At 61.2% G+C, this 19,571-nt stretch carries 17 protein-coding genes and 3 tRNA genes; 16 read left to right on the top strand and 4 right to left on the bottom strand.

Going from position 1 to position 19,571, the window contains the following annotated elements; genetic code table 11:
* Positions 1-6 precede the first annotated feature (6 nt).
* The 15 genes from truA (at position 7) to KGB21_RS00705 (ending at position 13,600) form a co-directional block, all read left to right on the top strand.
* The gene (gene truA / locus KGB21_RS00775; protein WP_034150920.1) at positions 7-831 is read left to right on the top strand and encodes a tRNA pseudouridine(38-40) synthase TruA; all 825 of its coding nucleotides are present in this window, start codon (positions 7-9) and stop codon (positions 829-831) included.
* Between the two features lie 63 nt (positions 832-894).
* Positions 895-1,518, top strand: coding sequence for a phosphoribosylanthranilate isomerase (locus tag KGB21_RS00770; protein ID WP_223503107.1), 624 nt, complete (start codon positions 895-897; stop codon positions 1,516-1,518).
* 193 nt (positions 1,519-1,711) lie between these two features.
* Positions 1,712-2,632, top strand: coding sequence for an acetyl-CoA carboxylase, carboxyltransferase subunit beta (accD, locus tag KGB21_RS00765; RefSeq protein ID WP_034150922.1), 921 nt, complete (start codon positions 1,712-1,714; stop codon positions 2,630-2,632).
* A complete protein-coding gene (gene folC, locus KGB21_RS00760) occupies positions 2,629-3,936 on the top strand; it encodes a bifunctional tetrahydrofolate synthase/dihydrofolate synthase (RefSeq protein ID WP_223503105.1) in 1,308 nt (435 codons plus the stop codon). Before accD ends, folC begins: the two co-directional genes overlap by 4 nt.
* Complete coding sequence (locus tag KGB21_RS00755; RefSeq protein ID WP_223503103.1) at positions 3,920-4,591, top strand: SPOR domain-containing protein; 672 nt, start codon at positions 3,920-3,922, stop codon at positions 4,589-4,591. The genes folC and KGB21_RS00755 overlap by 17 nt, the downstream gene beginning before the upstream one ends.
* A 98-nt stretch (positions 4,592-4,689) precedes the next feature.
* Positions 4,690-5,250: a CvpA family protein gene (locus KGB21_RS00750; protein WP_034150925.1), complete on the top strand. Its 561-nt coding sequence runs from the start codon at positions 4,690-4,692 to the stop codon at positions 5,248-5,250.
* A gap of 41 nt (positions 5,251-5,291) precedes the next feature.
* Positions 5,292-6,797, top strand: a complete 1,506-nt coding sequence (purF, locus tag KGB21_RS00745; RefSeq protein WP_034150926.1) for an amidophosphoribosyltransferase — start codon at positions 5,292-5,294, stop codon at positions 6,795-6,797.
* Positions 6,798-6,871: 74 nt separating this feature from the next.
* Positions 6,872-8,083, top strand: coding sequence for an O-succinylhomoserine sulfhydrylase (locus KGB21_RS00740; protein WP_034150927.1), 1,212 nt, complete (start codon positions 6,872-6,874; stop codon positions 8,081-8,083).
* The gene (locus tag KGB21_RS00735) at positions 8,080-8,853 is read left to right on the top strand and encodes an SDR family oxidoreductase (RefSeq protein ID WP_223503101.1); all 774 of its coding nucleotides are present in this window, start codon (positions 8,080-8,082) and stop codon (positions 8,851-8,853) included. The genes KGB21_RS00740 and KGB21_RS00735 overlap by 4 nt, the downstream gene beginning before the upstream one ends.
* Positions 8,854-9,036: 183 nt before the next feature.
* A tRNA-Val gene (locus KGB21_RS00730) sits at positions 9,037-9,112 on the top strand.
* A 53-nt stretch (positions 9,113-9,165) separates the two neighbouring features.
* A tRNA-Asp gene (locus KGB21_RS00725) sits at positions 9,166-9,242 on the top strand.
* A 92-nt stretch (positions 9,243-9,334) separates the two neighbouring features.
* Positions 9,335-9,411 (top strand) — tRNA-Asp (locus KGB21_RS00720).
* A gap of 248 nt (positions 9,412-9,659) precedes the next feature.
* Complete coding sequence (locus KGB21_RS00715) at positions 9,660-10,169, top strand: sigma-70 family RNA polymerase sigma factor (RefSeq protein ID WP_223503099.1); 510 nt, start codon at positions 9,660-9,662, stop codon at positions 10,167-10,169.
* Positions 10,166-11,110, top strand: coding sequence for a FecR domain-containing protein (locus tag KGB21_RS00710; RefSeq protein WP_223503097.1), 945 nt, complete (start codon positions 10,166-10,168; stop codon positions 11,108-11,110). Before KGB21_RS00715 ends, KGB21_RS00710 begins: the two co-directional genes overlap by 4 nt.
* A 66-nt stretch (positions 11,111-11,176) precedes the next feature.
* Positions 11,177-13,600 (top strand): TonB-dependent receptor, encoded by a 2,424-nt coding sequence (locus tag KGB21_RS00705; RefSeq protein ID WP_223503095.1) that lies wholly within the window; start codon positions 11,177-11,179, stop codon positions 13,598-13,600.
* Positions 13,601-13,718: 118 nt separating this feature from the next.
* Here the strand turns inward: KGB21_RS00705 and aldA are convergent, their stop codons facing one another.
* From aldA to KGB21_RS00685, 4 genes are read right to left on the bottom strand one after another with little or no spacing between them, the layout of a single operon-like run.
* Positions 13,719-15,152, bottom strand: coding sequence for an aldehyde dehydrogenase (gene aldA, locus KGB21_RS00700; protein WP_223503094.1), 1,434 nt, complete (start codon positions 15,150-15,152; stop codon positions 13,719-13,721).
* Positions 15,153-15,171: 19 nt separating this feature from the next.
* On the bottom strand, positions 15,172-15,972 hold the full coding sequence (locus KGB21_RS00695; RefSeq protein ID WP_223503092.1) for an aldolase/citrate lyase family protein: 801 nt from the start codon (positions 15,970-15,972) through the stop codon (positions 15,172-15,174).
* Positions 15,973-15,986: 14 nt separating this feature from the next.
* Positions 15,987-17,171 carry an L-rhamnonate dehydratase gene (gene rhmD, locus KGB21_RS00690; protein WP_223503090.1) on the bottom strand — a complete coding sequence of 395 codons (1,185 nt, stop codon included), beginning with the start codon at positions 17,169-17,171 and terminating at the stop codon, positions 15,987-15,989.
* A gap of 33 nt (positions 17,172-17,204) precedes the next feature.
* On the bottom strand, positions 17,205-18,500 hold the full coding sequence (locus KGB21_RS00685) for an MFS transporter (protein WP_034150935.1): 1,296 nt from the start codon (positions 18,498-18,500) through the stop codon (positions 17,205-17,207).
* A 125-nt stretch (positions 18,501-18,625) separates the two neighbouring features.
* Here KGB21_RS00685 and KGB21_RS00680 point away from each other — a divergent pair, with 125 nt between their 5' ends.
* Positions 18,626-19,567, top strand: coding sequence for a LysR family transcriptional regulator (locus KGB21_RS00680; RefSeq protein ID WP_034150936.1), 942 nt, complete (start codon positions 18,626-18,628; stop codon positions 19,565-19,567).
* Positions 19,568-19,571: the final 4 nt, after the last annotated feature.

The following is a 19,571-nucleotide window of genomic DNA, read 5'->3' as shown; positions in this document are numbered from 1 at the left end:
GCCGAAATGGCGGCTGACGGCTTTTACCGGATCGCGTTGGGCGTTGAATACAAAGGCTCGCGTTATCGCGGCTGGCAACGCCAGGCCTCCGGTGTCCTCACCGTGCAGGAAACCCTCGAAAACGCCTTGTCCAAAGTCGCCGACTCGCCCGTGTCGCTGCTTTGCGCCGGGCGCACCGATGCCGGTGTGCACGCCTGTGGCCAGGTGGTGCATTTCGACACGCAGGTCGAGCGTTCGATGAAGGCCTGGGTGATGGGCGCCAATATCAATTTGCCCCACGATGTCAGCGTCAGTTGGGCCAAAGTCATGCCGGCGCATTTTCATGCGCGGTTCAAGGCCATCGCGCGGCGCTATCGCTATGTGATCTACAACGATCAGATCCGCCCGGCGCACCTGAACGAAGAAATCACCTGGAACCACCGTCCGCTGGACGTCGAGCGCATGGCCGAAGCAGCGCAATATCTGGTCGGCACCCATGACTTCAGCGCTTTTCGCGCCGGTCAGTGCCAGGCCAAGTCGCCGATCAAGGAACTGCATCACCTGCGTGTCACCCGTCACGGCAAGATGATCGTGCTGGATATCCGCGCCAGCGCTTTCCTGCATCACATGGTGCGCAACATTGCCGGCGTGCTGATGACCATCGGTGCCGGCGAGCGTCCGGTGGAGTGGATGAAGGAAGTGCTGGAGAGCCGAATCCGGCGTTCCGGCGGGGTGACAGCGCATCCGTTTGGCCTGTATCTGGTGCAGGTCGAGTACCGTGACGAGTTCGAATTGCCCGAGCGTTTCATCGGCCCGCATTTCCTCACCGGTTTCACCGAACTTGACGGCTGACGCCCTCGAACGCTTTTGTTACCATCCGGGACTTTCTCGGATTTCCCGTGGGGTTTTATCGACATGTCAGCCGTTCGCAGCAAGATTTGCGGGATTACCCGCATAGAAGATGCGTTGGCAGCGGTCGAGGCCGGGGCCGATGCCATTGGTTTTGTGTTTTACGCCAAGAGCCCGCGGGCGGTGACGTTCCAGCAGGCGCGCTCGATCATCAAGGCATTGCCGCCGTTCGTGACCACCGTGGGGCTGTTCGTCAACGCCAGCCGTTGTGAGTTGGGGGAAATCCTCGACGCCGTGCCGCTGGACCTGTTGCAGTTCCATGGCGACGAAAGCGCGGCGGAGTGCGAAGGCTGGCATCGTCCGTACATCAAGGCGCTGCGGGTCAAGGCGGGCGATGACATTGCAGCGGCTTGCGACGCCTATCCGAGCGCCAGCGGGATTTTGCTCGACGCCTATGTCGAAGGTATTCCGGGGGGAACCGGTGAAGCGTTCGACTGGTCATTGATACCGCAAGGCCTGGGCAAGCCGATCATCCTGGCGGGCGGCCTGACCCCGGATAACGTCGCCGAGGCCGTGGCGCGGGTTCGACCGTACGCCGTGGATGTCAGCGGCGGGGTAGAGGCAAGCAAGGGCATCAAGGATCACGCAAAGATTCAGGCGTTCATCAAGGCTGTACGCAGTAGCTTGTAGGATGTGACGGCTGGCAGTCTGCCGCCGTCCACTGCTCTGTACAAAACGGCTGAGGGTTATTGGGTGGTACGCAGGTCACGTTTCGCTGATCCGGCCATTCACTGATCATCGCCGCACACATGAATTTAGCTCAAGGGCATACGCGGGGCTGCGAACCAGAGCGTTCGGGCCGCCGGTACTGGAGAAAGAAAGCATGAGCAACTGGTTAGTAGACAAACTGATCCCTTCGATCATGCGTTCCGAGGTCAAGAAGAGCTCGGTGCCTGAAGGTCTTTGGCACAAATGCCCGTCTTGCGAGGCTGTGCTGTATCGTCCGGAGCTGGAAAAGACCCTGGACGTTTGCCCCAAGTGCAACCACCACATGCGTATCGGCGCACGCGCCCGTATCGACATTTTCCTCGACGCCGAAGGCCGTAGCGAACTGGGCGCGGACCTGGAGCCGGTTGACCGTCTGAAATTCCGCGATGGCAAGAAGTACAAGGATCGCCTGACCGCTGCGCAAAAGCAGACCGGCGAAAAAGACGCGCTGATCTCGATGAGCGGTACCTTGCTCGGCATGCCGGTTGTGGTGTCGGCATTCGAATTCTCCTTCATGGGTGGTTCGATGGGCGCCATCGTCGGTGAGCGCTTCGTGCGCGCCGCCAACTACGCGCTGGAAAAACGCTGCCCGATGATCTGCTTCTCCGCCTCCGGTGGTGCGCGGATGCAGGAAGCGCTGATCTCCCTGATGCAAATGGCCAAGACCTCCGCGGTGCTGGCGCGTCTGCGCGAAGAAGGCATTCCGTTCATCTCCGTGCTGACCGACCCGGTCTACGGCGGTGTTTCCGCCAGTCTGGCGATGCTGGGCGACGTGATCGTCGGTGAGCCGAAAGCTCTGATCGGCTTTGCCGGCCCGCGCGTTATCGAGCAAACCGTGCGCGAAAAACTGCCGGAAGGCTTCCAGCGCAGCGAGTTCCTGCTGGAGCACGGCGCGATCGACATGATCGTTCACCGCCAGGAACTGCGTCCGCGCCTGGGTAACCTGCTGGCGCAAATGATGGGCCTGCCGACGCCGAAATTCGTCGCCGCGCCAATCGAGCCGATCGTGGTTCCGCCGGTACCTGCCAACCTATGACTGAACGTACCCTTGGCGAGTGGCTCGCCTACCTTGAGCAGTTGCACCCCTCGGCCATCGACATGGGCCTTGAGCGCTCGCAACAGGTAGCGTCCCGCATGGGACTGGGCAAGCCGGCGCCTCGGGTGATCACGGTCACCGGCACCAACGGCAAGGGTTCCACCTGTGCGTTCGTGGCTTCATTGCTGCGGGCACAGGGCCTGACCGTCGGTGTCTACAATTCCCCGCACCTGCTGCGCTACAACGAGCGGGTGCAAGTCAATGGCGTCGAAGCCACTGACGCCGAGCTGTGCCAGGCCTTCGCTGCGGTCGAGGCCGGTCGCGGCGACACTTCCCTGACTTATTTCGAAATGGGCACCCTGGCGGCGTTCTGGCTGTTTCAGCAGTCGGCGCTCGACGCCGTGGTGCTGGAAGTCGGTCTGGGCGGGCGTCTGGACACGGTCAACGTGGTGGATGCCGACATGGCGCTGGTCACCAGCATCGGTGTCGATCACGCAGACTACCTCGGTGATACCCGTGAGTCCGTGGCCTTTGAAAAGGCCGGCATCTTCCGCCAGGGCGCGCCTGCGCTCTGTGGCGACCTGAATCCTCCGCAACCCTTGCTGGACAAAGCGCGCGAGCTCGACTGCCCGTTTTTCCTGCGTGGGCGCGATTTTGACCTCGGCATCACTGATCACAACTGGCAATGGCGCGGACTAGACGCTCAGGGGCGTGTTGTCGAGTTGCGTGACCTGCCGTTGCTCGATCTGCCGATGGAAAACGCGGCACTGGCGTTGCAGGCCTATCTGCTGCTCGGATTGCCCTGGGTCGATACGCAGATTGTTCAGGCGCTGCAAGCCACTCGAGTGGTCGGGCGTCTCGATCGGCGCCAGTTCGACTGGCAGGGCAAGCGTCTGAACCTGTTGCTGGATGTGGGGCATAACCCCCATGCGGCCGAGTATCTGGCTCGCCGCCTGGCCAGTCGTCCGCCGGTTGGCAGGCGTCTGGCGGTGTTCGGGTTGCTGGCGGACAAGGATCTGGATGGTGTTATTGGCGAATTGAGTGCTAGTGTCGAGCACTGGGCCGTCGCTCCGCTGGATTCACCTCGGGCGCGACCGGTTGCCGATTTGCGCGACGCACTGCAAACGCGTGGTGCTTCAGTAACGTCTTATGACAGCGTGGCCGCCGCCCTGGAAGGGCAGTGCGCGCTGGCGACGAGCGACGACGAAATTCTGTTGTTCGGATCATTTTATTGTGTCGCCGAGGCCCTTGAATGGCTGGCTCGGCGCTCCACGGAGGAAGCGGCAAATGGCATTGCTGGATAAAGCCTACAAACAGCGCATGGTCGGCGCTCTGGTTCTGGTCGCGCTGGCCGTGATTTTCCTGCCGATGCTGTTCTCCCGTCAGGATGAGCAGCGCCAGGTAACGGTCGAAGCCCCGGCTGCGCCGCAAGCGCCGGCGATGCCGCAGGTGCAGGTCGAGCCGGTGGTGGTCCCTGAGCCGCAAGCGCTGCCGCAGGAGCCGGTTCCGAGCGATGAGGAGATTGCCCAGCAGGAAGCGCCGGCAGTGCCGAGTGCACCCGCTGCAACGGCTCCGGCGCCAACTGCCAAACCGGTAGCGCCGCCTGCGCCAGCGCCGGTGCCGGCTCTTGCCGCAAAACCTTCTACTGCGCCTGCCCAGCCCATCACGGCGGCACCGGGCAAGCCGGATACCACCCAGAGTCGTGTCGACGCCAATGGCCTGTCGGTCAGTTGGTCGGTGCAACTGGCAAGCCTGGCCAATCGTGAAAGTGCGGAAAAACTGCAGAAAACCCTGCGCAGCCAGGGTTACAACGCCTACATCCGCTCTGCCGACGGCAAGAACCGGGTGTTTGTCGGGCCGCTGATCGAGCGCGCCGAGGCCGATCGTCTGCGCGACTTGTTGAACCGCCAGCAGAACCTCAAGGGTTTTGTCGTGCGCTTTCAGCCAGAACGCGGCTAAATCTATCGCACCGATTTGAAATGCACTGACAATCGCAGCTTACCGATAAGCATGGGCTCTGCTAAAATGCGCCGCCTTATCCGTCTGTAGGCTGCACTGTGCCATTTACCTGGGTTGACTGGGCGATCGTTGCAATCGTCGCCATCTCCGCATTGATCAGTCTGAGCCGCGGCTTCGTCAAAGAAGCATTGTCGCTGGTGACCTGGATCATCGCAGGAGCCGTTGCCTGGATGTTTGGTGGCTCACTGTCCGAGTACCTCGCCGGATACATCCAGACCCCATCGGCTCGTGTAATCACGGGCTGTGCCATCATGTTTGTCGCCACGCTGATCGTAGGCGCAATGATCAATTATCTTATCGGCGAATTGGTTCGCGTTACCGGGTTGTCCGGGACCGATCGATTCCTCGGCATGGCCTTCGGCGCGGCGCGTGGCGTGTTGCTGGTGGTCGTGGCGGTCGGGCTGTTGAGCCTGGGCCCGGTACAGCAGGACGGGTGGTGGAAAGAGTCCCAACTCGTGCCAAAATTTTTATTGGTCGCAGACTGGTCCAAAAACCTGATTCTCGGGTGGAGCAGTCAGTGGCTTGCCAGCGGTATCAGCGTACCCGCTGATATACCGTTCAAGGAGCAACTCTTGCCGACGGCCAAAACGCCTCAGTGAGTGTTGTTCAGTTCAGATCCATTAAGTAGGGGTTGCGTCGCATGTGTGGCATCGTCGGTATCGTCGGTAAGTCGAACGTCAATCAGGCGCTGTATGACGCGCTAACCGTCCTCCAGCACCGCGGCCAGGACGCTGCCGGTATCGTGACCAGCCATGATGGCCGGTTATTCCTGCGCAAGGACAACGGCCTGGTACGTGACGTGTTCCATCAGCGTCACATGCAGCGTCTGGTCGGCCACATGGGCATTGGCCATGTGCGTTATCCGACCGCGGGCAGCTCGACTTCGGCCGAAGCTCAACCGTTTTACGTCAACTCGCCTTACGGCATCACCCTGGCGCACAACGGTAACCTGACCAACGTTGAACAGCTGGCCAAGGAGATTTACGAATCTGACCTGCGCCACGTCAACACCAGCTCCGACTCGGAAGTGCTGCTCAACGTGTTTGCACACGAACTGGCCCAACGCGGCAAGTTGCAGCCAACCGAAGAAGACGTGTTCGCCGCCGTCACCGACGTGCACAACCGTTGCGTCGGCGGTTACGCGGTCGTGGCGATGGTGACCGGCTACGGCATCGTCGGTTTCCGCGACCCGCACGGCATCCGCCCGATCGTGTTCGGCCAGCGTCACACCGACGAAGGCGTCGAGTACATGATCGCTTCCGAAAGCGTGTCGCTGGACGTGCTCGGTTTCACCCTGATTCGCGACCTGGCACCGGGCGAAGCGGTCTACATCACTGAAGACGGCAAGCTGCATACCCGTCAGTGCGCGACCAACCCGTCCCTGACCCCGTGCATCTTCGAACACGTCTACCTGGCGCGTCCGGATTCGATCATCGACGGCGTGTCGGTGTACAAGGCGCGTCTGCGCATGGGCGAGAAGCTCGCCGAGAAGATCTTGCGCGAGCGTCCTGAACACGACATCGACGTGGTCATCCCTATCCCGGACACCAGCCGCACCGCGGCCCTGGAGCTGGCGAACCACCTGGGCGTGAAATTCCGCGAAGGCTTCGTGAAGAACCGCTACATCGGCCGGACCTTCATCATGCCGGGCCAGGCTGCACGGAAAAAATCCGTACGTCAGAAGCTCAACGCGATCGAACTGGAATTCCGCGGCAAGAACGTGATGCTGGTGGACGATTCCATCGTTCGCGGCACTACTTGCAAGCAGATCATCCAGATGGCTCGCGAAGCAGGCGCCAAGAACGTTTACTTCTGTTCCGCAGCGCCGGCCGTTCGCTTCCCGAACGTCTACGGCATCGACATGCCGAGCGCCCACGAACTGATCGCCCACAATCGTTCGACCCAGGACGTGGCTGATCTGATCGGCGCCGACTGGCTGATCTATCAGGACCTGCCTGACTTGATCGAAGCGGTCGGTGGCGGCAAGATCAAGATCGACAAGTTCGACTGCGCGGTGTTCGACGGCCAGTACGTCACCGGCGACGTCGACGAGGCTTATCTGAACAAGATCGAGCAGGCACGCAACGATGCCTCCAAGGTCAAGACGCAGGCAGTCAGCGCGATCATCGATCTGTACAACAACTGAGTTTCTACCGGCCCTGAGGGGCCGGTTTTGTATCTGGCTTTTAATTGACGAGAATTAGGGAAAGGAGTGACAGCATGAGTCAGGATTGGGATGCCGGTCGGTTGGACAGCGACCTCGAAGGCGTAGCGTTCGATACCCTGGCCGTACGTGCCGGTCAGCACCGTACGCCGGAAGGCGAACACGGTGATCCGATGTTCTTCACTTCCAGCTACGTATTCCGCACCGCCGCCGACGCCGCCGCGCGTTTTGCCGGTGAAGTGCCGGGCAACGTTTACTCGCGCTACACCAACCCGACCGTGCGCGCCTTCGAAGAGCGCATTGCCGCACTGGAAGGTGCCGAGCAGGCCGTGGCCACCGCGACCGGCATGGCCGCGATCATGGCAGTGGTGATGAGCCTGTGCAGCGCTGGCGATCACGTGCTGGTGTCGCAAAGCGTGTTTGGCTCGACCATCAGCCTGTTCGAGAAGTACTTCAAGCGTTTCGGCGTCGAAGTCGATTACGTGCCGCTGGCCAACTTGTCCGGCTGGGACGCGGCGATCAAGGCCAACACCAAATTGCTGTTCGTCGAGTCGCCGTCCAACCCGCTGGCCGAGTTGGTAGACATTGCCGAACTGGCGAAAATCGCTCACGCCAAAGGCGCGATGCTGGTGGTCGACAACTGCTTCTGCACCCCGGCGTTGCAACAGCCGCTGAAAATGGGCGCGGACGTCGTTGTCCATTCGGCAACCAAGTTCATCGACGGCCAGGGTCGTTGCATGGGCGGTGTCGTGGCCGGTCGCAGCGAGCAGATGAAAGAAGTCGTCGGTTTCCTGCGTACCGCCGGGCCAACCTTGAGCCCGTTCAACGCCTGGATCTTCCTAAAGGGCTTGGAAACCCTGAACCTGCGGATGAAGGCGCATTGCGCCAACGCCCAGCAGCTGGCCGAATGGCTGGAGCAGCAGGATGGCATTGAGAAAGTCCATTACGCCGGCCTCAAGAGCCATCCGCAGCATGAACTGGCCCTGCGTCAGCAGAAAGGTTTTGGCGCCGTTGTGAGCTTCGAAGTGAAGGGTGGCAAAGAGGGCGCCTGGCGCTTTATCGACGCGACGCGCCTGATTTCGATTACCGCCAACCTGGGCGACAGCAAAACCACCATTACCCACCCGAGCACCACCTCCCACGGCCGTCTGGCGCCGCAAGAGCGTGAGGCTGCGGGCATTCGTGACAGCCTGATCCGCGTCGCGGTCGGTCTGGAAGACGTAGCGGACCTGCAAGCCGACCTGGCGCGCGGGTTGGCTGCCTTGTGATCGAGTTGTCCACGCCAACGGGCTCCAATGGCCGCGTCGCACTGGTCACCGGTGCCGCGCGGGGCATTGGCCTGGGCATTGCGGCCTGGCTGATCAGCGAAGGCTGGCAAGTGGTGCTGACGGATCTGGATCGGGTTCGTGGTTCGAAAGTGACGAAAGTGCTCGGCGAAAACGCCTGGTTCATCGCCATGGACGTCTCGAACGAAGGGCAGGTGGCGTTGGGTGTCGCTGAGGTACTGGGGCAGTTCGGGCGACTGGATGCGCTGGTGTGCAACGCGGCGGTGGCCGATCCGCACAACATCACCCTGGAAAGCCTCGATCTGGCTTACTGGAATCGGGTGCTGGCGGTGAACCTCAGTGGACCGATGCTGCTGGCCAAGCACTGTGCACCGTATCTGCGGGCTCACAGCGGTTCGATCGTCAACCTCGCCTCGACCCGCGCTGGGCAGTCGGAGCCTGATACGGAAGCCTATGCGGCGAGCAAGGGCGGGCTGCTGGCCCTGACTCACGCGCTGGCGATCAGCCTGGGCCCGGAGATTCGGGTCAATGCGGTCAGCCCTGGCTGGATCGACGCGCGCGACCCTTCCGTACGGCGTGCCGAGCCGTTGACCGATGCTGACCATGCACAGCATCCGGCGGGCAGGGTAGGGACGGTCGAGGATGTGGCAGCGATGGTGGCCTGGCTGCTGTCCAAGAATGCCGGTTTTGTCACGGGGCAGGAGTTCGTGGTGGACGGTGGCATGACCAAGAAGATGATCTACGAGCAGTGAGAGGCAGCTTCAAGCTTCAAGCTGCAAGTAAAGGCCGGACGGTGTCAGCCCTGCATACGTAACCCTGTTCTTCTCTTGCAGCTTGAAGCTTGCCGCTAAAAGCTGTTTCTGAAAAAAACTTCAATCCTGCTATTGACTTAGGTTCGCTACCTGCGTAAATTTCGCGGCCTCGGAGATGCAAACGGGTGATTAGCTCAGCTGGGAGAGCGTCTGCCTTACAAGCAGAATGTCGGCGGTTCGATCCCGTCATCACCCACCACTTCCGAGATGCTTGCGAAAGCAAGAGGTAGGCTGAAATGCCTCCACCGACGCGCAGCGGTAGTTCAGTCGGTTAGAATACCGGCCTGTCACGCCGGGGGTCGCGGGTTCGAGTCCCGTCCGCTGCGCCATATTTTCCGAGTCAGATTTATCTGGTTCGAGATTGAAAAGCCACTGAGTTTTCAATCAGACGAGTTACTTGGACGCAAGTCCAAAGCGATACGCAGCGGTAGTTCAGTCGGTTAGAATACCGGCCTGTCACGCCGGGGGTCGCGGGTTCGAGTCCCGTCCGCTGCGCCATATCTGCCCCGAGGCCCACTGAACGCCTTGGAGCTACGAAGAAAGCCTTCAGCGCCTACTTCGAGTCGATAGCAAAGACCCTGGTCGAAAGACCGGGGTTTTTTGTGTCTGAAATTTGGCTTTCCTCCTCTTTCGCTCCCAATACTTAATATTTCTGCATGTCCGCGCCATAAAGCACTTGTCGTCGCCGCTACATTAATTAGAATCACTCTCATTTACGATAACTCCTTGGCACAGGGCTTCTTGAGATGAGTGATGCAGCGCTGCCGAAGGAGCAAACCCTTCACGACCTGTACCGCGATCACCGTGGCTGGCTTGAAGGCTGGTTGAGACGCCGCATGGGCAACGCCTGCGATGCGGCCGACCTCAGCCAGGATACGTTCCTGCGGTTGCTCGCCAGTTCGCAACGGATCGCCGATCTGCAAGAGCCTCGCGCCTATCTGCTGACGGTGGGCAAGCGCCTGCTGAGCAATTTCTACCAGCGTCGCAGCCTGGAGCAGGCATACCTGAGCGCCCTCGCATCGTTACCTGAAGACTGCGTGCCGTCCCCCGAGCAGCGCTGGATTCTGCTGGAAACCCTGCAAGCCCTGGACGAATTGCTCGATGGATTGCCAACAGCGGTGCGTCGAGCATTTCTCTGGAGTCAGCTCGAAGGTTTGACCTATCAGCAAATAGCCGAGCGTCTGAAGGTCTCTGATCGCACAATCAAACGCTATATGGCGCAAGCCTACGAACATTGCCTGTTGGTGGAACTGTGAACAGCCCCGCGCCCGATGTCCGTCAGGCCGTTCGCGCGGCGGCGCAATGGCTGGCGTTGCTGGAGTCCGGCGGCGCCACCGAGCAGGACCGAGCGAACTTGCAGCGATGGCGCGAGACCTCGGCCAATCACGAAATTGCCTGGCAGCGGGCGCAAACCTTGCGTCAGCGTTTTGCCGACCTGCCTTCGACGCTGGCCCTGAGCAGTCTCGACCGTCCCGATCCAGCGCGACGCGTATTGCTCAAGCGCGCCTTGGGTGCCGTGGCGTTGGTGCCAGCGGCGTGGCTGATCAGCCGACAACTGCCGCTGGATGTCTGGCGCGCCGATTTGCACACCGCCACCGGCGAGCGCAAAAAAGTGCAACTGGCCGACGGCAGTTCCCTGCAACTCAATACCGCCAGCGCCGTGGATGTGGATTTACCGAATCGTCGTGTGAAGTTGGTAGAAGGCGAAATGTCGCTGAACGTACCGGGCACCGCGCCGTTGACGATCCACACGCGTTTTGGCCAAGTGATCGTCAGCCAAAGCGAAGTCTGTGTCCGCCAGGACGCCCATGCTTGCCGGATATCGGTGTTCAGTGGCGCCGTGCAGCTGCAACCGTTGCAGGGCGCGGCACTGGCGTTGCGCGCCGGCCAGCAGGTCAACTTGCAAGCGGCAGGTGTCGGAGCGGTGCAAGGCTTTGATGTGTTGCAACCCGGTTGGCGCGAAGGCGTGCTGATGGCGAACAATCAGCCGCTGGGGGATTTCCTGCGCGAGCTCGATACCTATCGACCGGGTGTCCTGCGCTGGGAGCCGGAGCTTGAAGCCCTGAGCGTCACCGGCAGTTTTCGTCTGGACGACACCGATCGCATCCTCTCGTTGCTTGCCGCCAGCCTGCCCTTGGAGGTGCAAATGCGCACCCGTTACTGGGTGACGCTACAGTCGCGCAAAAAAAGTGTTTGAAGCCTGTCCCCTTTTTTCAGCTCGCTTGTCATTCAAGGCAACTGAACGAACAAGAGAGCTTCTTCAATGCCCGCAGTAATGCCTTGCTGTCCGCGTCCGGCGTTTTCCGGCTTGCGTCCGCTGTTGCACTTGAGCCTGTTGTTGAGCCTGAGTGCCAGTCCGTTTTTCATCACCGAGAGTTGGGCTGAAGACAGCGCCCGTCGCAGCTATCAAGTGCCCGCCGGGAGCCTGAGTGATGCGCTGACACGGTTCGCCGGTCTGGCCGGGGTCAACCTGTCGGTGGACCCGGCACTGGTCAGCGGTCGCAACAGCGCCGGGCTGTCCGGCGAGTATGGGGTGGAGGAGGGCTTTGCCCGGCTGCTTCAAAATTCCGGTCTGCAATTGCAGGCGGTGGGCGAACAGGCGTACATCCTGACGCCGGCGCCAACCGGCGGCAGTCTGCAACTGGGTGCCACCTCGATTGTCGCTGCCACGGCGTCGGCGGACGGCGAGCCGTATGCCGGCGGTCAGGTCGCGCGCCGTGGCTCGCAGGGTTTGCTGGGTTCGAACGACTTCATGGAAACGCCGTTCAGCATCACCACCTACACCAGCGAAGCGATCGAGAACCTGCAAGCGCGTACCTTGGGCGATTTGATTGCCAGCGATCCCTCGGTTCGCGCCACCAATCCGGCGGGTGGGCGTTACGAGCAATTCACCATTCGCGGGCTCAGCCTGTTCAACAGCGATGTTTCCTACAACGGTCTTTATGGCGTCCTGCCGACTTACACAATCGACATGGAAATGGCTGACCGTGTCGACATCCTCAAAGGTCCGAGCCAACTCATCAACGGCATCTCACCGCGCGGCAGCGTGGGCGGCGGCATCAACGTGGTGCCCAAGCGCGCCACCGATCAACCGATCACGTCGTTCACCGGTAGCTACGCGTCCGACAGTCAGGTCGGTGGTGCCGTGGATGTCGCTCGGCGCTTTGGCGAGGGCAACCAGTTCGGTATTCGTTTCAACGGCGTCAAACAGTCCGGTGATACCGATTGGGATCACCAGAATGTCGATCGCGAAATGGCGGTTCTCGGCCTGGATTTTCGCGGTGAACGCCTGCGGCTCTCGACCGATATTGGACGCACCGAACGCGACACCGACGCGCCGCAGGAGCGTGTTCAGGTCGGCGCCAATGCGCAGGTGCCGCACGCCAGCGATGTGCGCCGCAACTATGCGCAGCCGTGGAGCCAGGCGAGTACCAACGATACGTTCGGCACGGTGAGTGGCGAATTCGATGTCAGCGATTCGGTCATGCTGTACGGCGGTGTGGGCGCGCGCAAAAGCAACCATGACTTCCTCCGGCACGCCGTGGCGGTCACCAACAACGCAGGCGATTTCAGCGTTCTGCCGCGTGATTTCACCCGTGACGAAAATGTCCGGACCGCCACGGCGGGCGTGCGGAACTGGTTTCACACCGGCCCGGTGAGTCATCAGGTCAATCTGGCCGCCAGCTACTTCTACATGGACTTCGAAAACGGCGGCGCTCGCTATGCCGCGGCGCCCAGCAACATTTACAACCCCGTGGAGACACCTACGCCAGTCAGGCCTACACGACAGGACGCTGAGGTTTATACCGAGAACCGCTTCAGCAGCGTGGCGTTGTCCGACACCCTCGGTTTCTTCGATGACCGCTTGTTGCTGACCCTCGGTGGCCGTTGGCAGCGGGTCCAGGTCGACGACTGGTCCGATGGCGTCAAAGGCGACACTGCCTACGACGAAGAAAAATTCTCGCCATCGGGCGGCATCCTGTTCAAGGCGACCGACAAGTTGTCGCTGTACGCCAACTACATGGAAGGCCTGAGCCAGGGCAAGATCGCGCCGTCGACTTCGGTGAACGAGGACGAGATCTTCCCGCCGTTCATCAGCCGTCAGGTCGAGGTCGGCGCCAAGTATGACGCCGGAGCCTTCGCTGTCACCGCCGCCGTGTTCCGGATCAAGCAGCCGGCCTACGAGACCAACGCCACCACGCGGGTCTTCGGCCCGAACGGTAAACGCCAGAATGATGGTGTGGAAGTGAGTGTGTTCGGCGAGCCACTGAAGGGTTTTCGCCTGCTCGGTGGTGTGATGTACATCGACAGCGAGTTGACCAACACCACCAACGGCACCTTCGACGGCAACCGCGCGCCAGCCACGCCGAAATACAACGTCAACCTCGGCGCAGAGTGGGATGTGCCGACCGTACAGGGCCTGACCCTGACCAGCCGCGGCCTCTATTCCAGCTCGCAGTATCTGGATCAATCCAACAACAAGGAAATCGACTCGTGGGAGCGCTTCGACGTGGGCGCACGTTATGCATTCAGGGTTGATGAAAAGACGGTCACCTTGCGCGCCAACGTCGAGAACGTCGCGGACAAGCGTTACTGGAGTTCGGCCGGGGCTTCGGATGACAGCGAGCCTGGCCTGACGCTCGCGACACCACGGACCTATTTGTTATCGGCGACTGTGGATTTTTGAGTGCTGAGTAAATGTGGCGAGGGAGCTTGCTCCCGCTGGACTGCGCAGCAGTCCCCTCATGGGGGCGCTTCGCACCCCGACGGGAGCAAGCTCCCTCGCCACAGGTTTAAAGCAAAGTTCAGCCTTGCAGATACACCGCATGCGTATGGGTGTACTCGTACAACCCATGCTTGCCATCCGCGCCACCGATCCCGGATTTACGCACCCCGGCATGGAACCCCTGCATGGCCTCGAAGTTCTCGCGGTTGACGTAGGTTTCGCCAAAATCCAGTTCGCGCATGGCGTGCAGGGTTTTGCTCAGGTCCCGGGTGTAGATCGATGAGGTCAGGCCGTATTCGCAGTCGTTGGCCAGGGCGATGGCTTCGTCCAGGTCGTCGATGATCTGGATCGGCAGCACCGGGCCGAAAATCTCTTCGCGCATGATTTCCATGTCGGCGCGGCAACCGGCCAGGACGGTGGGCTGGAAGTGGAAGCCATTGGGCAGATCGGCGATATGTCCGCCACTGATCAGACTCGCACCCTGGCTCAACGCCGTGCGGACTTTGCGGTTGACGCTGTCCAGACCCTGGCGGTTGATCAGCGGGCCCATTTCCACATCGGGCTGCGCAATCGGATCGCCATAGCGAGTCGCACTCATCGCCGCTGCGATGCGTTCGATAAATTGGTCCGCCACTTTACGCTCGACGTACACCCGCTCGGCGCAGTTGCACACCTGGCCGCTGTTGATAATCCGCGAATCGCGGATGGCTTTTACCGCCAGATCCAGGTCGGCATCCGCCAGCACAATGGCCGGCGCCTTGCCGCCCAGTTCCAGATTGAGTTTGGTGATGTTCGGCGCGGCGGCAGCCATGATTCGCGAGCCGGTATCGACGCTGCCGGTGAAGCTGATCATGTCCACGCCCTTGTGCGCACTCAGCGCCGCGCCGACCCGACCGTCGCCGCAAACGACATTGAACACGCCGGGCGGCAGATCGGTTTCGGCGACCAATCTGGCGAACTCGAAGCAGTTGTTCGGGGTTTCCTCGCTGGGCTTGATCACGATGGTGTTGCCGGTCAGCAGCGCCGGGGCCATTTTGCGTGCGATCAGGAAGAACGGAAAATTCCAAGGCAGAATCCCGGCCACCACGCCCAGCGGTTTGCGGAACAGAAAGATGTTTTCGTTCTGACGGTCGCTGGTGATGATCTCGCCTTCGATGCGTCGGGCCCACTCGGCCATGTAGTCGAGGTAGTCGGCGGTGAAATTGGCTTCGACTTCGGCCAGGCCGCTGATCTTGCCTTGTTCGAGGGTGATGGTGCGTGCCAGGCGCGCGACGTTTTCCCGCAGTTTGGCAGCGATCCGGCGCAAGTAACCGGCGCGGTCATTCGCCGGTTTGCGTGCCCAGTCCTTTTGCGCGGTACGGGCGGCGGTGAGTGCACGTTCGACGTCTTCGGCAGTCGAGGCCGGGACTTTCGACAGCACGGCGCCGGTGGCCGGGTTGATCACGTCGAGATGGGCAGCGCTGGCCACAAACTGGCCATTGATGAAGTTTTCGTAAACAGGCACGGACGACATGGAAAGGCTCCTTGGCTGATCAATAGGTACGCGACGGCGCTTGTTCGGTGGCCGGTGTGCGGTAGCGGGCGAGGGTGGCCGTGGCGCTCTGACGCAGCAGGCTGATGTCGATGGCCACGGCGATGAACTGGCAGCCCCAGCCCTGATAGCGGCGCGCATCTTCTTCGTTCGGCGCGAGAATCCCGCAGGCCTTGCCGGCCGCCAGCGTGGCGTTGACCGCGTGTTGAATGCGTTCCTGGACTTCCGGGTGACCCGGATTGCCCGCGTGGCCGAGACCGATGGACAAGTCCGCAGGGCCGATAAACACAGCATCGACGCCTTCGACGGCGGCGATGGCCTCCACATTTTCAACGCCCAGCCGTGATTCCACCTGAACGATCAGGCACAGCTGTTCATGGGCGGTGTTCAAATAATCAGGTACGCCATCCCAACGCGTGGCGCGGGTCAAGCCGCCTCCGACGCCGCGAATGCCGTGGGGCGGATAGCGCATGGCGCGGACCAATGCCGCCGCTTGCTCGGCGGTTTCGACCATCGGGATCATCAGCGTTTGCGCGCCGATATCCAGCAGTTGTTTGATCAGATTGGTGTCACCCGTCACCGCGCGCACGACCGGTGCGGTGGAGTAGGGAGCGACGGCTTGCAGCTGCGCCAGCACACCGGGCACGGTGTTCGGCGCGTGCTCACCGTCGATCAACATCCAGTCGTAACCGGTGGTGGCGACGATCTCGGCGGCGTAGCCGGTGGCGAACCCGGCCCAGATTCCGTATTGGGTCGCCGGTTGTTTCAGTGCGGCTTTGAAAGCGTTGTGCGGCATGTTCATCACGAACTCCTTTCTTAGCGGCTATACGGACGGTGCAGTTGGCATTCCGGATTCAGCGTCACGCCGAAGCCGGGCTGGTCGAGTTCCGACAGGCGCATGCGGCCGTTCACCGGCACCGGTTCGCCGAGCAATTGCGGATGGAACATCGGCACCACTTCGTCGGCCTTAGGCGCCATCATCAGAAATTCGGCGAACGGGCTGTTATGCCGGGTCGCAACGAAGTGATAGCTGTACACCGACGAGCCGTGGGGAATGACCAGCGCGTTGTGGGCGTCGGCCAGGGCCGAGATTTTCACCAGTTCTGTGAGGCCACCGCACCAGCCCACATCCGGCTGGATAATGTCGCAGCAGCCCATCTCCAGCAGCATGCGGAAACCCCAGCGGGTGGCTTCGTGTTCCCCGGTGGTCACCAGCATGCCTTTGGGCACGTTGTTGCGCAGGGCGGCGTAGCCCCAGTAATCGTCCGGCGGCAGGGCTTCTTCGATCCACTTCAAACCGTGTTCGTGGGCGCCGACCGCCAGTTTGGTGGCGTAGTTGAGGTCCAGGCTCATCCAGCAATCGAGCATCAGCCAGAAGTCCGGGCCAACGCGCTCGCGCATGGTCGCCAGTTCTTCGAGGTTCTTGCGCAGGCCTTCTTCACCTTCGGCCGGGCCGTGGTGCAGCGGCATCTTGCCGCCGATGAAACCCATTTTCTGCGCCAGGTCCGGGCGGGCGCCGGTGGCGTAGAACTGCAACTCGTCGCGCACCGCACCGCCGAGCAACTGGTGCACCGGTTCCTGGCGGATCTTGCCGAGCAAATCCCACAGCGCCAGGTCGACGCCGGAAATGGTGTTGATCACGATGCCTTTGCGCCCGTAGTACAGGGTCGACTGGTACATCTGGTCCCAGATCTTCTCGATGTCGGTGACGCGAGCGCCTTCGAGGAAGCGCGCCAGGTGTTTCTCGACGATGTAGGCGGCCGGCTCGCCGCCGGTGGTTACGGCAAAACCAATGGTGCCGTCGCTGGCTTCGATCTCCACCACGAGCGTGCCGAGTACGTTGATGCCGAAGGTGCGGCGGCTTTGGCGGTACTCCGGGTATTTGCTCATTGGCGTGGCGATGTGATCGTCGATCCAGTGGCCGTCCGCCTGATCGTGATAATCCGCGCCGCCGCCTCGCAGGGTGAAGGCGCGGACGTGTTTGATGGTTGGAATGCCCATGGTGTGACTCCTTTTTTTAAACGGCGGTCAGGTTCAAACGGTGGCTGGTTTGTTCGAGGCTTTATGGCCGGGCGCGCGGACGCCCAACACCAGCAACGCGGCGATGACGGTGGTAGCGGACAGCAGATACAAACCTGCTGCCGGGGAATGGAAGGCGCCTTCGGCCCAGTTCTTCAGCACCGGGGCGATGAAACCGCCGAGGGCACCGAACGAGTTGATCAGGGCGATCCCGGCTGCGGCGGCGCTGCCGGCGAGGTAGCTGGAAGGGAAGGTCCAGAACACCGGTTGCACGGCGATGAAGCCGGAGGCGGCGAAGCACAGGGCAAGGATGCCCAGCAGCGGATTGCTGAAGGTCACCGAGCAGGCGATCCCGGCGGCGGCCATGAGCAAGGTCAGGCAAGCGGTGCGGCGACGTTCGCCGGTGCGGTCGCTGTAGCCGGGAATCAGGTACGCGGCCAGCAGTGCGCAGATCCATGGGATCGCCGTTACGAGTCCGACCATCAGTCCGACTTTGGTGCCGAGCAATCCGCCCACCTGAGTTGGCAGATAGAACACTACGCCATAGACGCTGGCCTGGATCAGCAGATAAATCAGGCACAGGTACAGCACTGAGGGTTGGCAGATCACATTGAGCAGGCTGCGGCCGTGGTTCTGTTTGTGGCTGTCTTCCTGATCGAGCAGCGTCTGCACTTGCTGGCGTTCTTCGACCGTCAGCCACTTGGCGTCCGCCGGGCGATTGTCCAGGTAAAAGTAAGCCCAGATGCCTACCGCCGTGGCCATCAAGCCTTCAACGGCGAACAGCCATTGCCAGCCATGGAAACCGGCAAAACCGTCCAGTTCCAGCAACAGGCCGGACAACGGGCTGCCGAAGATGAAGGCCAGTGGCGCACCGAAGTAAAAGAAACCCATAGCCTTGCCACGCACGGCGCTGGGGAACCAGTAGGTGAGGTAAAGGATTACGCCGGGGAAAAAACCGGCTTCGGCTACGCCCAGCAAAAAGCGCAGGATGTAGAAGCTGGTTTCGGTGTGGGCGAAGACCATGGCCGCGGAGACCAGGCCCCAGGTAACCATGATGCGGCACATCCACAGACGGGCGCCGACGCGGTGCAGGATCAGATTGCTTGGCACTTCGAGCAATGCATAACCAACGAAGAACACCCCGGCGCCAAAGGCGAAGGCGGCGTCACTGATATTGGTATCGGCTTGAAAGGCTTGCTTGGCGAACCCGACGTTGGCGCGGTCGAGGAAGGCCATGATGTACATCAGCAGGAGAAACGGGAGCAGCCGCCAGGAAATTTTGGCGAGCAGAGGCGCGGGTAGAGTCTTCATCGCAGGTTTCCTTTGGTAGGGCATTTGTTCTTATGGGAAAGACTGTACGGCCGCTGATCGATGCGTTACAAATCGAATCTAGCTCACAACTGATACCCTCAGGGTATCGATAGAGAAGGCTCGCCATGACCACGCCTATCCTTTCCCGCAGCCTGTTCAACCGCTTGCGCTACAAGCATCTGCACATGCTGGTGGCGCTCAGCACCAGCCAGAACCTGCACCGCGCTTCGCAAACCCTGAACATGTCGCAACCGGCTGCTACCCGCATGTTGCATGAGATTGAAGACATGTTCGGTTGCGACCTGTTCGAGCGTTTGCCACGGGGCATGCGACCGACAGCGTTGGGCCAGGAACTGATCCGTTTTGCCGAGTCGGCCCTCAGCGGCCTCGATCGTTGCGCTGAGGATCTGATGGCGCGGCAACAGGGCGGCTACGGTTATCTGTCGATCGGCACCATCATGGGCGCGGCACCGGACCTGGTCATGGATTCGATTGCCGAAATCAAGTCGCTCAACCCGCAGCTGCGGATTCGCATCATGGGCGACACCAGCGACCAGGTGATCCAGTTACTGGAACAGGGCCGTATTGACCTCGCCATCGCCCGGCGCAACGCCGCCACCGACAGCGAGCATTACGAGTTCGAACAACTGGGTAACGAACGCCTGCTGGTGGTGGTGCATGCCGGTCATCCGCTGGCCAAGCGCACGAAGCTGGAACTGGCGGAACTGGTCAGCGCCTGGCCGTGGATCCTGCAACCGGAAACCAGCCCGGCGCGCATCGGCCTGGATCAAGCCTTGCAGCGCCTGGCCTTGCCGCTGCCGGCGGACATCATCGAATGCAGTTCGGTGTACTCCATGCAGCAGCTGATTCAACTGACCGACGCCATCATGGTGCTCTCGGAAACCGCTTTGCGCGACTACTTGAAAATGGGTCTGGTAGTCGCGTTGCCGGTTGAGCTGGACGTGCAACTGGCGCCGTTCGGACTATTGTTACGAAAGGGCGAACACGTCAGTCGAGAGTTGGGTTTGTTCATCGATTTGCTGCGCAGCAAGGCGGCCAGATTTTGATTCG

Source organism: Pseudomonas sp. GL-RE-29 (assembly GCF_019947275.1).
Lineage (GTDB): Bacteria > Pseudomonadota > Gammaproteobacteria > Pseudomonadales > Pseudomonadaceae > Aquipseudomonas > Aquipseudomonas fluorescens_A.
The sequence above is the reverse complement of the archived record's forward strand: the minus strand, read 5'-3'. Positions and strand labels throughout refer to the sequence as shown.